The organism is Accumulibacter sp. (assembly GCF_032229525.1).
Lineage (GTDB): Bacteria > Pseudomonadota > Gammaproteobacteria > Burkholderiales > Rhodocyclaceae > Accumulibacter.
In genome coordinates this window covers 13,763-26,999 of record NZ_JAVTWB010000253.1, presented here as the reverse complement: position 1 = coordinate 26,999, position 13,237 = coordinate 13,763, and the positions used below count along the sequence as shown (strand labels likewise).

Annotated in this window: 15 protein-coding genes; 6 read left to right on the top strand and 9 right to left on the bottom strand. The window is 61.7% G+C overall.

The features are described from left to right. Positions 1 to 59 precede the first annotated feature (59 nt). Positions 60 to 1,277, bottom strand: coding sequence for a patatin-like phospholipase family protein (locus RUW20_RS19840; RefSeq protein ID WP_313953947.1), 1,218 nt, complete (start codon positions 1,275 to 1,277; stop codon positions 60 to 62). A gap of 182 nt (positions 1,278 to 1,459) precedes the next feature. Continuing rightward, complete coding sequence (locus RUW20_RS19835) at positions 1,460 to 2,053, bottom strand: phasin family protein (protein WP_313953946.1); 594 nt, start codon at positions 2,051 to 2,053, stop codon at positions 1,460 to 1,462. Between the two features lie 185 nt (positions 2,054 to 2,238). On the opposite strand from RUW20_RS19835, the gene RUW20_RS19830 reads away from it, so the two are divergent. The 6 genes from RUW20_RS19830 to pnp all read left to right on the top strand — a co-directional run bounded on the left by RUW20_RS19830 (position 2,239) and on the right by pnp (position 9,044). Beyond that, positions 2,239 to 4,224 carry an SDR family oxidoreductase gene (locus RUW20_RS19830; protein ID WP_313954047.1) on the top strand — a complete coding sequence of 662 codons (1,986 nt, stop codon included), beginning with the start codon at positions 2,239 to 2,241 and terminating at the stop codon, positions 4,222 to 4,224. Positions 4,225 to 4,412: 188 nt separating this feature from the next. Then, positions 4,413 to 4,832, top strand: coding sequence for a ProQ/FinO family protein (locus RUW20_RS19825; protein WP_313953945.1), 420 nt, complete (start codon positions 4,413 to 4,415; stop codon positions 4,830 to 4,832). Between the two features lie 166 nt (positions 4,833 to 4,998). After that, positions 4,999 to 5,559 carry a hypothetical protein gene (locus RUW20_RS19820; RefSeq protein ID WP_313953944.1) on the top strand — a complete coding sequence of 187 codons (561 nt, stop codon included), beginning with the start codon at positions 4,999 to 5,001 and terminating at the stop codon, positions 5,557 to 5,559. 42 nt (positions 5,560 to 5,601) lie between these two features. Further along, positions 5,602 to 6,195 carry a molybdenum cofactor guanylyltransferase MobA gene (gene mobA / locus RUW20_RS19815; RefSeq protein WP_313953943.1) on the top strand — a complete coding sequence of 198 codons (594 nt, stop codon included), beginning with the start codon at positions 5,602 to 5,604 and terminating at the stop codon, positions 6,193 to 6,195. Positions 6,196 to 6,472: 277 nt separating this feature from the next. After that, a complete protein-coding gene (gene rpsO / locus RUW20_RS19810; protein WP_313953942.1) occupies positions 6,473 to 6,742 on the top strand; it encodes a 30S ribosomal protein S15 in 270 nt (89 codons plus the stop codon). Positions 6,743 to 6,926: 184 nt separating this feature from the next. Beyond that, positions 6,927 to 9,044 (top strand): polyribonucleotide nucleotidyltransferase, encoded by a 2,118-nt coding sequence (gene pnp / locus RUW20_RS19805; RefSeq protein WP_313953941.1) that lies wholly within the window; start codon positions 6,927 to 6,929, stop codon positions 9,042 to 9,044. Between the two features lie 100 nt (positions 9,045 to 9,144). Here the strand turns inward: pnp and dksA are convergent, their stop codons facing one another. The 7 genes from dksA to RUW20_RS19770 all read right to left on the bottom strand — a co-directional run bounded on the left by dksA (position 9,145) and on the right by RUW20_RS19770 (position 13,187). Further along, positions 9,145 to 9,570: an RNA polymerase-binding protein DksA gene (gene dksA / locus RUW20_RS19800; RefSeq protein WP_313953940.1), complete on the bottom strand. Its 426-nt coding sequence runs from the start codon at positions 9,568 to 9,570 to the stop codon at positions 9,145 to 9,147. Between the two features lie 144 nt (positions 9,571 to 9,714). Continuing rightward, a complete protein-coding gene (locus tag RUW20_RS19795) occupies positions 9,715 to 10,281 on the bottom strand; it encodes a helix-turn-helix transcriptional regulator (RefSeq protein WP_313953939.1) in 567 nt (188 codons plus the stop codon). Between the two features lie 230 nt (positions 10,282 to 10,511). Beyond that, positions 10,512 to 10,685: a hypothetical protein gene (locus RUW20_RS19790; protein WP_313953938.1), complete on the bottom strand. Its 174-nt coding sequence runs from the start codon at positions 10,683 to 10,685 to the stop codon at positions 10,512 to 10,514. 73 nt (positions 10,686 to 10,758) lie between these two features. Next, on the bottom strand, positions 10,759 to 11,073 hold the full coding sequence (locus RUW20_RS19785; protein WP_313953937.1) for a DUF4351 domain-containing protein: 315 nt from the start codon (positions 11,071 to 11,073) through the stop codon (positions 10,759 to 10,761). Positions 11,074 to 11,213: 140 nt separating this feature from the next. Continuing rightward, on the bottom strand, positions 11,214 to 11,516 hold the full coding sequence (locus RUW20_RS19780) for a type II toxin-antitoxin system RelE/ParE family toxin (RefSeq protein ID WP_313953936.1): 303 nt from the start codon (positions 11,514 to 11,516) through the stop codon (positions 11,214 to 11,216). Continuing rightward, on the bottom strand, positions 11,513 to 11,749 hold the full coding sequence (locus RUW20_RS19775) for an addiction module protein (protein ID WP_313953935.1): 237 nt from the start codon (positions 11,747 to 11,749) through the stop codon (positions 11,513 to 11,515). The genes RUW20_RS19780 and RUW20_RS19775 overlap by 4 nt, the downstream gene beginning before the upstream one ends. Positions 11,750 to 12,239: 490 nt before the next feature. Next, entirely contained in the window at positions 12,240 to 13,187 is a 948-nt protein-coding gene (locus RUW20_RS19770; protein WP_313953934.1) for a CysB family HTH-type transcriptional regulator, read from the bottom strand. Positions 13,188 to 13,237 lie beyond the last annotated feature (50 nt).

Genomic DNA, 13,237 nt, shown 5'->3' with positions numbered 1-13,237 from the left:
CACTGCCGGAAAAGCCAGGGAATGCCGCCTGCGAAAAACCCGCCGTCGGGCCCGAGAGGTCACCCCTGTTGCGCCGCCAGCCAAGCCTCGAGATCGGTTAACGAGGAATCCAGCGCGCTAGCGCTGGTCGCCAGATCCGGACGGCGTTTGTGTGACAAAAGGGACCGGCTGTGGTCCTTGAGCACCCCGAGGTTCAAATGAATAGCGTGACGCGCGAAAATCGGTTGCAGCTCGTGGCGACGCCGGTACAGCTCGCTACGGGTGCGCTGATACGCGTGCTCGCAGAGGCGGCTACGGTCGCGATAGCTGAAGACGTTGGTAAAGAACATCTCTGCATCATCACGCGTCGGCTCGAACAACACCACATCGGCGCCCTCGAACTCAAGCCGGTAGCGATCCATACCCGTGCGCAACCGTGAGTGAATGATGGCGCGAAAGGTCTGCGACAGGACCACCGGCAAGCCCCCGTCGACCAGGTGTGCCGGCACTGGCGTCGAATGCTCAGGTGACGGATGCTTGGCAGCCAGGCGCGCATCGAATGGCACCAAAGGGTTGATGCAGATCACCAATTCGGCGCCTTCGTGCAGCGCAACCGAAGCATGCAGGGTCTTGATCAAGGCACCGTCGACAAAATACCGCTCACCGATCCTGACCGGCGGAAACAAGCCGGGTAAAGCAGCGCTCGCCTGCACCGCCACAGAAATCGGCACCTGATCATGGCCCGCAGACCCGAAAGCAACCGATTCGCCGGTGTCGAGATCGGTCGCCACAAGGAATAGTCGATGTTTTAGCTCGCGAAAATCGTTGCTTCGCCCGCCGGTCGAAAACAGCTTGCTGAGCAGTTCGTCGATTCCGGCATTGTTGAACACGCCGGTCGGGATCGCATGGCTGAGCCCTTGAAACGCCTCGACCAAACGAAGGTGCCACGGATCGGACAGATACTGTCGCAACGACGACCAGAACAGTGCCGGCACCGACAGGGCGCGTCGGACATACTCACCGACGGCTGGACGCAGGAGCATTCCCGGGTCGAATACCGCATCGGCATCGTTCTCAACGAGCATCCGCGCCAACGCAGCAGGCCCCATCCCATTGGCGACGGCCGCGGAAATAAAGGCACCAGAACTGACGCCGACATAAATGTCGAAGGCGGTGAAGTCGACACCCTCAAGTGCCTCGGCCAGCGCAGCCATCGCACCGACTTCATAAATGCCGCCGACCGGACCACCGCCGGCGAGCGCCAGCCCGATCTTCGAACGCCTGCCTGGAGCAACCATAGCGCAGCCCTCTATCCAAGAAAGCACCGTCTTTGGCAACGTCGGACCCCGCCGCCTGGCACCTTCGCGTCAACACCCGCCTGCTGCGCGCCCTCCCGGGTGGGAGGGCAACGCACCCGCCAGCGAACGCCGGTCTCTGGTCACCGAGCATGCGGTTTCCAGGCCGACCGCCGCAGAGCGGATTACTCGCTGCTCTTGGGAATGGTATTCAGCACATCAGCCGGTGTTACCGCGGCTACGGCCTTGGCAGCAGGCCGGCGAACAGCGGGCTTGCGCGTGGTGGCTCTCGCGGCAGCCGGCTTGGCAACTGCCGCCGTCTTGGCCACTGCAGCTGCGGGTTTGGCCACTGGCGAAGCTGCCTTCGCTGCCGGCTTGGCCACAGCTTTCGGAGCGGACTTCCCTTCCGTCAGAGCCTGTACGGCAGCGCTCAGTTCGACCACGCGCCTGGACAGCTTGTCGATATCCTGCTTGCTCGGTACACCGAGGCTCCCCAAAGCCCGCGCCACGCGATCCTCGAACACCTGCTCAAGGCGATCCCAGGTTCCTGTTGCCTTGCCGGCAACCTGGGCGATTTTTTCATCGGTCATCTTGCGCGTCTTCGACTGAATGTTCTCGCCTTCCTTGACCAGCGCGTCGAACACCTTGCCACCTTCTTCCTGCGCCTTGGCAAAAGCCCCGAGGCCAGCCAGCCAGATCTGCTGGGCGGAGTCCTTGACCGTCGATGCCAGCTGGCTTTCGGTCGCGTCACCCGCCAGTGCTTTGAGTTTCTTGCCCATCTTCATCTCCTTGAACGTAGTAACAAAAAAGGTCAACAAGCTTTTCGCTTGCCCTGGAAAGCCAGTCTAGTGACAATGTCTAGAGGACGCACACTAAATGCCTAGGTGATCACCTCTAGATGCTTGCAGTCTAGCAAATACGGAGGGCATGAGAAGGCGATGACTTTCAGGAGAAAGCAATGACCATGAACTACTTCGTTACCGGCGCCACCGGTTTCATTGGCAAACGGCTTGTCGCGAAACTGTTGAGCCGCCCGGGAACCGTCGTCTATTTCCTGACCCGCAGCCTTGAACTGGCGAAACTCCAGGACGTGTATGACTACTGGGGCGGCGACGATACGCGCGTTATCCCCATCGTCGGCGACCTGACGCAAGCTGATCTGGGAGTTTCCAAAGCCGATGTTCGCAAGCTGAAAGGCAAGGTCGACCACTTCTTCCATCTTGCCGCCGTTTATGATCTCAAAGCCAGCGCCGAGGACCAGCAGCGCGCCAATGTGGACGGCACCCGCAACACCGTACGGCTGGCCGAGGGAATCGGCGCCAAGCGCTTCCACCTGGTCAGCTCGATCGCCGCGGCCGGACTGTACGAAGGACTGTTTCGCGAAGACATGTTCGACGAGGCGGAGAACCTCGACAACCCCTACTTTCGCACCAAGCACGATTCCGAAGCCATCGTGCGCAAGGAGTGCTCGATCCCGTGGCGCGTCTTCCGCCCGGCGATCGTCGTCGGCGACTCGCGTACCGGCGAAATGGACAAGATCGATGGCCCTTACTACTTCTTCAAGCTGATCCAGAAGATCCGCAGGGCCCTCCCCTCCTGGATGCCGACCATCGGCCTCGAAGGCGGGCGCATCAACGTCGTACCGGTCGACTTCGTGGTCGCCGCGATGGACCACATCGCGCACCTCAATAACGAAGATGGCCATTGTTTCCACCTCACCGATCCGACGCCGATGCGCGTTGGCGATCTGCTCAACACCTTTGCGCGCGCGGCGCACGCACCGGAAATGGCGATGCGCATCAACGCCGCGCTGCTCGGCTTCATTCCGCGCTCGGTGCGCAAGGCGATGTTCGCGCTGACGCCGGTGCGACGCATTCGCAACGCGGTGATGAAGGATCTCGGCCTGCCCGACGACATTCTCGATTTCATCAACTACCCGACCCGCTTCGATTGCCGCGAAACACAGCGAGCGCTGAAAGGCACCGCCATCGTCGTACCGCCGCTCGATAGCTACGCCTGGCGTCTGTGGGACTACTGGGAGCGTCACCTCGACCCGGATCTGTTCATTGATCGCACCCTGCGCGGCAAGGTCGAAGGCAAGGTCGTAGTGGTCACCGGCGGCTCGTCGGGAATCGGCAAGGCCACCGTTCGCAAGCTGGCCGAGGCCGGAGCGATTGCCGTCACCATTGCCCGCGACCCGAAGACTCTCGATGAGACTCGCGCCGAGTTCGAGGCGGCCGGTCTGCGGCTGATCACGCACGCGGTAGACATCGCCGATCCTCAGCAATGCGACGCCTTCGTCAAATTCCTGAACGAAGAACACGGCGGCGTCGACATCCTGGTCAACAACGCCGGGCGGTCGATTCGCCGCGGTATCGAGAACTCGTTCGATCGTTTCCACGATTTCGAACGGACCATGGAAGTGAACTACTTCGGTGCCTTGCGGCTGACCATGGGCTTTCTGCCCGGAATGATCGCCAAACGCAAGGGACAGGTGATCAACATCTCATCTATCGGCGTCCTGACCAATGCCCCACGCTTCTCGGCCTACGTCGCCTCGAAAGCCGCGATGGACGCCTGGGCACGTTGCGCCGCCTCCGAGTTTGCCGATCGCGGCATCGAGTTCACCACCATCAACATGCCACTGGTCCGGACACCGATGATCGCACCAACCAAGATCTACGATCAGGTGCCGACGCTGTCGCCCGAAGAAGCCGCCGACCTGGTGGTTGAAGCGATCATCCACAAACCGGTACGCATTGCTACGCGACTGGGCATCTTCGGCGCCCTGCTCCATTCCCTGACACCAAAAGTAGCCCAGATCGTGATGAACACCAGCTTCCGGATGTTCACCGATTCCAGCGCGGCGTCGCACAAACCGGACAAGCCTGTGCCGCAGACGGCTGACCAGATCGCGTTCTCGCAGATGATGCGCGGCATTCATTTCTGATTTCCGAAGACCCCGCGGCGGCCGACTGGTCAGGCGCACAGCACCGTTGCGCTTCGTGCGAGCGCCGCGCTCCAGCCGGCAACAACTTGCCCAAAGCGAAGAGAAACCGGCGAGACCAATGTAAGATACGTCAGGCCGATCCGCTGACCGCCGAGATCCCGATTACCCTTTGCCGCATGACGCCATCCATGAATACCTCCACCCCCAACCCGCTGCCAGGCCAGAATGCACGCCAGTTATTGAAGGACTTGCAGGCGCAGTTCCCGGTCTTCCGTGACTGCCTGCCACTGGCGATCGGCATCGACAAGCAGCTCATGACGCGGCTTCCAGCCATTGAGCGCAAGCCCTTGCGTGTTGCACTGGGAATCCACACGCACTCGCTACGCTACCTCAAGACCATTGAGAAGGCGGCGGTTCGCGTAGACCTCGACGGCAACCCCGCCGATGAAGTGACGCCGACACATCGCTCGCACGCCTCGGAATTGATCAAGGAACGCCTGAAAAAACAGGCCGAGCAACGCAAGCTGCAGCGCGAGGCTGAACTGCTCGCTCGTCAGCGTAGTGCAAAGCTGGGCCAGCTGATCGAGAAGTTCGGTCGCGACAGGTGAGCCAGCCGCCGTCCTCCCGTCCTCAACAGCACAGCCGGGTGTCGGAAGCGTCTGACGACGGCCGGGATCCACGTCCAGCGGCGGCAGACGCGCGGCTGCAAACGGCTGCCGCACACACGGCGCCGATCAGTCGGACCGGCTGATCGCGCTGACTGCCATCAGGCTCATGGATCATCTGCTCAACGACAGCGCCACCCTCGAGCTATACGCCTGGCTGGACGCAGATGCCGAGCTGCCGGGGTGGGACATCCTGGTCGGCAACCCCTTTGGCGAATCGCTCCCTGGAGACCGGATCACGCCGGTTCAGAACTACTTCGCCGAATACCACCTCGAGTATTTTCGCCAACGGCTCTACCCGCACTTCCCGAGCCGCCTGCACGCCGTCCTGCTCTTTGCCACGCGGGTCGATGCGGAGACTTTTCTCGCCAAGCATCCCAGCCGCGTCTTCGGCAAGGTCCTCACGCGCGCCCACAGCAAAGGAACTTACGTCTGCTCGTTTCACGATTCCAGCTGGCTGGACTACCTTCGCCTGCCGCACAGCCTGAGCCTGACGACGCTGGATGAAATCGCCAACCACTACTGGAAAGGCGCACTGGTCGAAGAAGTCGGACTGATGTTCATGAATGAACGCTGGCGAGAACCACCGGTGATCGAAGCCCTCTTTCAAGGCACCCTGGAACCCGTCACGACACGGCAGCAGAGCGCCTGGCTACCTGGCTTTGCATGAGCTGGCAACAGCCCCCGACAAGCAGCGCGCAAGCGACCGGTGATGATGACTGACGAAGCGGTTACCGGGGTAATTCTCGCTGGCGGCCTCAGCCGCCGCATGGGCGGCGCCGACAAAGGGCTCCAACTGCTTGGCGACAAGCCACTGCTGCAATGCGTGCTCGAACGCTTCGCACCGCAGGTCGACGAGTTGCTGGTCAACGCCAATCAAAACCAGGAACGCTACCAGGCCTTCGGCTACCCGGTGCTCGGCGACCAGTTCCCGGGTTTTGCCGGTCCGCTGGCCGGTCTGCAGGTCGCCCTGGCGCGAGCCGCCCACCCCTTGGTAGCCACCGTGCCGTGCGACTCGCCATTTCTACCGGTCGATCTCGTTGCCCGCCTGCGAGCGGCACTGGTTCTCCATGGTGCCGACCTCGCCACCGCCCGCAGCTTCGCTCAGCCACAGCCGGCGTTCTGCCTCTGCCGGCGCGAGTTGTTGCCGCAGCTGACCAGCTTCCTGGAAAGAGGCGGACGCAAGCTCGACTTGTGGCACAGAACGCTCAACACCATCGAAGTGGCTTTCGACGATGACCTGGCGGCCTTCAAGAACATCAACACCGCTGAACAACTGGCCAACGCCAGCGGCAGCGAACGATAAGCGCTGGCGGGTCGATCAGAGGATGCTGCAATCAGCATTCGCCGCCCGGCCCGGTGCCCCGGCGTCGCTGAACCGGCCCCTCCGGGAGATGTGAAGCCATTCTTCCGGCTATGGCAACGGCCTTGCCCTGGAAAAACCTCGACCGCGGCAGCTTGCCGCGCAGCCGGGCACGCGTTAGAATCCGCGGTTCGCTTCGCCAAGCGATGCACCATTTATCCATCTGGCGTTCGCTCTATCAAACCGGGGCTGCGCCGTTTTTAATGAAAGAGAGTTTGACATGGCGATCAACGTGGCGCAAAAAGCGCAAATCATGGCCGACTACCAGCGTGCCGCCGGCGACTCCGGTTCCTCCGAAGTCCAGGTGGCGCTGCTCACCGCACGCATCAACGACCTCACCGGCCATTTCAGAGAGCACAAGAAGGACAACCACTCGCGTCGAGGTCTGCTGCGCATGGTCAGCCGGCGCCGCAAGCTGCTGGACTACCTCAAGCGCACCAACGTCGACTCGTACCGCGGCCTCATTCAGCGTCTCGGCCTGCGCAAATAAGCCCGCTCCCCGAACCGCACTGCGGTCGGAGATGCAGGCCACTCCAATAGCCGTCGGCGGCCAGCCCCTTGCGGGCTGTGCCGCTGTTTCTGCTGCTACGGCTTTTTTGCCAAAATGGTACGCCTGTTGAATTGCCTGCCGGAGTCGTGGGCAGGCACGTGCCAGACTATTGAGAAAGGCAACAATGTTTAATATCGTCAAGAAAAGCTTCGCCTACGGTGCTCATCAGGTCACCCTGGAAACCGGCGAAATAGCGCGCCAGGCCGGTGGGGCGGTGATCGTCACCGTCGACGACACGGTCGTGCTGGTCAGCGTGGTTGGCAACAAGACCGCCAAGCCCGGTCAGGATTTCTTTCCGCTGACCGTCGACTACATTGAGAAAACATACGCTGCAGGCAAGATTCCCGGGGGCTTCTTCAAACGTGAGGGCCGCCCGTCCGAGAAGGAAACGCTGACCTCGCGACTGATCGACCGTCCTCTCCGTCCGCTCTTCCCCGAGGGCTTCTTTCACGAAGTTCAGATCGTCGCGATGGTCATGTCGCTCAATCCTGAAATCGATCCCGACATCCCGGCGATGATCGGTGCTTCGGCGGCCCTGGCAATCTCCGGCATCCCGTTCGACGGGCCGATCGGCGGCGCCCGCGTTGGCTACCTTGACGGTCAGTACGTGCTCAACCCCACCAACACCCAGCTGCAATCGAGCCACCTCAACCTCGTCGTCGCCGGAACGCAGACAGCGGTGCTGATGGTCGAATCGGAAGCCAAGGAACTGTCCGAGGAAGTGATGCTCGGTGCCGTACTCTTCGGTCATCAGCAGATGCAGGCGGTGATCAACGCCATCAACGAACTGGTTACAGAGGCCGGCAAGCCGGAATGGGAGTGGACAGCAGCAGCCCGGAACGAAGCCGTCCACGGCAAGCTCGACAAGTTGGTTGACGGCGAACTGCAGGAGGCTTACCGGATTACCAGCAAGTCCGTGCGCAGCCAGCGGCTCAAGGAAATCACCGCCTACGCGGTCGAAGTGCTGACCGCCGATGACAACGCTCCCGACGCCAGCGCGATCCGCAGAATGGTATCTGACGCCGAAGCCCGCATCGTCCGCGGCCGCATCCTCGCTGGCGAGCCGCGCATCGACGGTCGTGATACACGCACGGTCAGGCCGATCGCCATCCGCTCCGGCGTACTGCCGCGTGCGCACGGCTCGGCGCTGTTCACGCGTGGTGAAACGCAGGCCATCGTGGTGGCTACCCTCGGTACCGGCCGTGACGAGCAGATCATCGACGCGCTCGGCGGCGAGTATCGCGAGCGTTTCATGATGCACTACAACTTCCCGCCCTACGCAACCGGTGAATGCGGCCGCGTCGGCACGCCCAAGCGCCGCGAAATTGGTCACGGTCGCCTGGCCAAGCGCGCCATGATCGCCGTGCTCCCCTCGCCGGAAGATTTCTCCTACACCATTCGCGTCGTCTCCGAGATTACCGAATCGAACGGTTCAAGTTCAATGGCTTCCGTCTGCGGCGCCTCGCTGGCGCTGATGGATGCCGGCGTGCCGCTCAAGGCACACGTCGCCGGTATCGCCATGGGCCTGATCAAGGAAGGCAATCGCGTCGCCGTACTGACCGACATTCTGGGCGACGAGGATCATCTCGGCGACATGGACTTCAAGGTCGCCGGCACCGAGAACGGGGTTACCGCGCTGCAGATGGACATCAAGATCCAGGGCATCACCCAGGAGATCATGCAGGTCGCCCTGGCCCAGGCCAGCGAAGCGCGCCTGCACATCCTGCAGCAGATGCAGAGCTCGATGTCGGTGCATCGTGAGGAGGTATCGACCTACGCGCCTCGCCTTTACACCATGAAGATCAATCCCGAGAAAATCCGCGACGTGATCGGCAAGGGCGGCGCAGTGATTCGCGCCATCACCGAGGAAACCGGCACCACCATCGACATCAAGGACGACGGCACGATTACCATCGCCTCGGTCAGCGGCGAAGCTGCGGATGCCGCCAAGGCACGCATCGAGGCAATCACCGCCGATGTCGAAGTGGGCAAGGTCTACGACGGCACCGTGCTCAAGCTGCTCGACTTCGGTGCCATCGTCAGCATCCTGCCCGGACGTGACGGCCTCCTGCATATTTCCCAGATTGCCAACGAACGCGTCAATGCGGTCGCCGACTATCTCAAGGAAGGCCAGAAGGTCCGCGTCAAGGTCCTTGAGGCCGACGAGAAGGGACGTGTTCGCCTGTCGATGAAGGCGCTCACCGCCGAAGAGGGTGGTGCCGGGGCCGCGCCGACGGCGTAAGCCCCCACGGGCCAGCAACTCGAAACAAAGAAAAGGACGCCGCGGCGTCCTTTTCTTCTTGCACGAAGCGCAGGCGATCGCGCCACGCTCCGGCCGCCCCCTACTTCGCCATCTGCTTTTCGCGCACCTCTTCGAGGGTCTTGCAGTCGATGCACATCGTCGCCGTTGGACGCGCCTCCAGACGCTTGATGCCGATCTCGACCCCACAGGCTGCGCAGTAGCCGTAGTCGCCACCGTCGATCAAGTCCATGGTCTCCTCGATCTTCTTGATCAGCTTGCGCTCGCGATCCCGGTTGCGCAGTTCGATCGCGATGTCGGTTTCCTGGCTCGCGCGGTCATTGGGATCGGCGAAAACGGTCGCTTCATCCTTCATCGTGTGCACAGTTCGCTCAATGTCGTCCATCAGCTGCTGCTTGAGAGCTTCGAGGATGCCGCGAAAATGGGCCAGCTGTTTGCTGTCCATGTACTCCTCGCCAGCTTCCGGAACGTAGGGAGTGAAGTGCTTGTAGGTCAACTCATCAGCCATGTTAAAAGACCCTGATTTCCAAAGAGTCGATTAAATATCAGAAATGGCAGCGTCTAGCAAGCGACAGGCGCTTGTCGCTCGGGGCCGTAGGGGTTCGCTGCCGCCTCCCGAACGAGAAAAGCCTGCCCCGCTTGCCTGGCGAGATCACTTCTCGTCATCCGGCAAGGAGCTGTCGCGGCGAGCGCCACGCCGTGTTTGCAGGGCCATGGCCATCTCGAAGGCAGCTCGCGTGAAGCTCAGAATCTCGGCGAATTCTTCGTCGCCAAGGTCTCGCGCGGCGTCATTGCTGCGATAGATGTTGGCCAACTCTCGTTCTCGCACAGAATGAAGCACGAACTTGCCGACGCCAAGCGCTTCCAGGCTTTTCCACAGATCGGGGTTGGAACTGCGCGTGAAGCGCATGACAAAACCGACCGGATCATTGCGGCCAATGACCGCCGCCAGGCGCAGAATCAGTTCGAACGACAGCGCCATTCGACCGTTCTCCAGCGCCTCGATCAGTGACGGGTCCTTGAGATCGATGGCTGCGCTGACTTCGGCGATGGTCAAGCCCGCGGTCTCGCGCATCGTGCGAATCGCCGCACCGGTCTTGGCCCAGGCAGCGGGTTCAGCGCCACCGGGCAACACTGCCCGCACGACTTCGCTAGCCGTCTGAAGCGCACGACCGGCAACCACGGTCGCCGAGCTGATATCCAGCAAGCGGCTGGCCATGGCGCGCACCTGGTCCACCAGGCCGGGCTCGGTCGGCGTTGCACTGACTGTACGGCCGGCAGCCGCGGGTTTTGTTGCGCTTCGCTTGGCAGCCGGCGCCTTGCGTTTTGCTGGAGACGCGGGTGGGTTGGTCATCAACGATCCCTTGCAGAAATTGGCCTGGAGAGCCCCGCCGGCAGCGTAAGCGCCTCGACCGCCCAGATTCAAAGCCCTGCCCAACGCCCCGGAAACTACGAGAAGAAGCGCTCGATTCTCTTGCAGCGGAACACACCCTTGGGGATAAAGGTCAACTTGCCCGTTGGAAGGCCGTCGATGTCGTCGTTGAAGCGGGCACCCTCAGCCAACAGGGCTGCGGAAGCCGAGAAACAGACCGGACGCTCTTTGCGCTGACCGATGGTACGCATGACGAGTCGCGACGATGGCCGCTGCTGACTAAACCGGCCGAGTTCTGAGGGGCTTACGCGTCGCCAAACCACTTCATGAGCCGGGTGGCTGGAAGAGGCTATCGAGACTTTCCGCGTCGAGCACTTGATCCAACCACCGATCAACCTGCTCAAGGGAAGCGGCGGAGATCATCGCCAGAACATGTGCGGGGATGGCACCAAAACGCTTCTGGAGCAGCTTCTGTAATGCCAGCGCTTCACCCTCGGCTTTACCCTCGGCTTTACCCTCGGCTTTACCCTCGGCCTTGTAGGCGTGCGCCCATTCTTCGAGTCGTTCAGCCAACATGACATTCAGCTCCTGTAGATCATCGATCCGAGGCAACACGATACGATATTCCGCCTTGCGCATCAATGTCGCCCGGAACTGCTTGGCATCCGGGGAGCAGTTGCAATGACGTACGCGGGAGAAAATCGCATTTGCGCGTGCCGGTGCCGAACAGCTCGCCTTCAACGGCGGCCGCTCGAACAGCTGGCGAACGGTGACAGTGTTCAGCCAATGTCACGCCGGCGATGGTTCCAGTAGTCAGGGCGGCGGCTGTGGTGGGCAAATGCAACGATCACGATTTCTTCTGGCCGTGCGCAGTAGATCAGATCGTAAGGGAAGCCGGCCAGAATAAAGCGACGCGATCTTTGGCCGATCAGCGGCGCCGCTTGCGGAAAAAGCACTATCGAGCGCCGCGCGTCCTGTACACGCAACCAGAGGTTCTCGGCGGCAAGTGGGCTGCGTTCGCGATACCACGCCAAGGCTTCGCGCAACTCGACGCCGGCTGCTCGAAGCAGGCGAACCTTCATCGCTGATCCAGGAATTCCCGCCGCATCCTCGTCATCATCACGTCGAAATCTTCAGCCTGGATGTCGCCACGCAGGTAGGCATCCAGGCGATTCTCGCTTTCCCGAGCCCAAGCTGCCTCCCAATCCTTGTCGGGCGGAACTACGAGTTCCTGCAGGGCGTCAAGTGCCACCAGTCGCTCTTCAGCGGTCATGCTTCTGGCTTGCTCAATAAGGGCCTGCACTCGTGCGTTCATCTTCAATCCTCCAGTCCTGCCACTCTTGATTGCCGCCCGGTAATTATCCCCGCGAACCAGAAACAATCAAAGGATTCCGCGTGCGACAAGAGGGCCGGTTCGATGGCATTTGACGCAGCCGATAGCATCTTTCCTGAGCAGCCCTCTGCGGTCGCTGCCCCGCGAGTGGCAGCTGAACTGGACTGCAGCTGATCGACCAGGCCCGGCTCGGGTGGCGTCGCACCGATTGTCCGGCGGACCGCAAGTGTCTTTCGTGCTCTTCGCTTGGTAGCAACGGCTTTGCGTTGTGGCGGTGAAGCTGGTGGGCTGGTCATCAACAGTCCTTTGCAGAAAGCGGTCCGGTCGACCGGACCGGCGCGTTCTCGACCTGAAGCTTCCAGCGAGCTCTCGACATCGACACTGATCGGCCGGGAGATTTGCGCCGACCGATCATCATGAGCAGCACACTATAGGCCTGAAGCAGCTCCGACAACATCAAGGTGACGGGTCGTCAAAGTTGATACTCCTCGCCCGGCCGCGCACCGGCCATTGCCATGTCCACCGCTTTCCTGGTCAGTTGCGGGGCGAAGAGCTCGATGAACTCGTATTCGTAGCGACGAATGTGGTTGCCACGACGCAGGCCGATGCGCGTCGTATTCGAACCGAAGAGGTGTTCGGCGGGCAGCGCCTGCAGACCGGCGTCGCGGGCCGGGTCGAAAGCCATGCCGGCGATGATCCCGAGCCCCAGGCCGAGGCTGACGTAGGTCTTGATGACGTCGGCGTCAATCGCGGTAAGCACCACGTTGGGCGTCAACTGGGCCAGTTCGAAGGCCTTGTTGATCCGCGAGCGCCCGGCGAAAGCCGAATCGTAGGTGATCAACGGCCAACGCGACAGGGCGGCCAGCGACAGTGGCTTCTCGCCGAGAATCGGATGTCCTTCCGGGGCGATGACGCAGTGCACCCATTGGTAACACGGGAGCATCAGCAGCTGCGGGTACTGGTCAAGCGCTTCGGTGGCGATGGCGATATCCGCCTCCCCCTTCAAGGCCCACTCGGCGATCTGCGTCGGATGCCCCTGGCGCAGCGACAGCCTGACCTTGGGGTGGCGGTCGACGAAATTCTTGACCACCGCCGGCAGCGCGTAGCGCGCCTGCGTATGGGTCGTGGCGATGACCAGGCTGCCGGAATCACCGCCAGCGTATTCCTCACCGACGCGGCGGATGTTCTCGGCATCGCGCAGGATGCGCTCGGCGATGCCGAGCACGACCCCACCAGGCTCGGTCACTGCCGTCAGGCGCTTGCCGCTGCGCTCGAAAACAGTCACCCCGAGTTCCTCTTCGAGCAGCTTGATCTGCTTGGAGATTCCCGGTTGCGAGGTATAGAGCGCCGCCGCCGCCTCCGAGACATTGAGGCCACGACGCGCCACTTCGACAAGGTAACGAAGTTGCTGGAGTTTCATGATCCTCACTAATCGCTAACGGTTATAACAATCTAACTGAATAGTCTTTT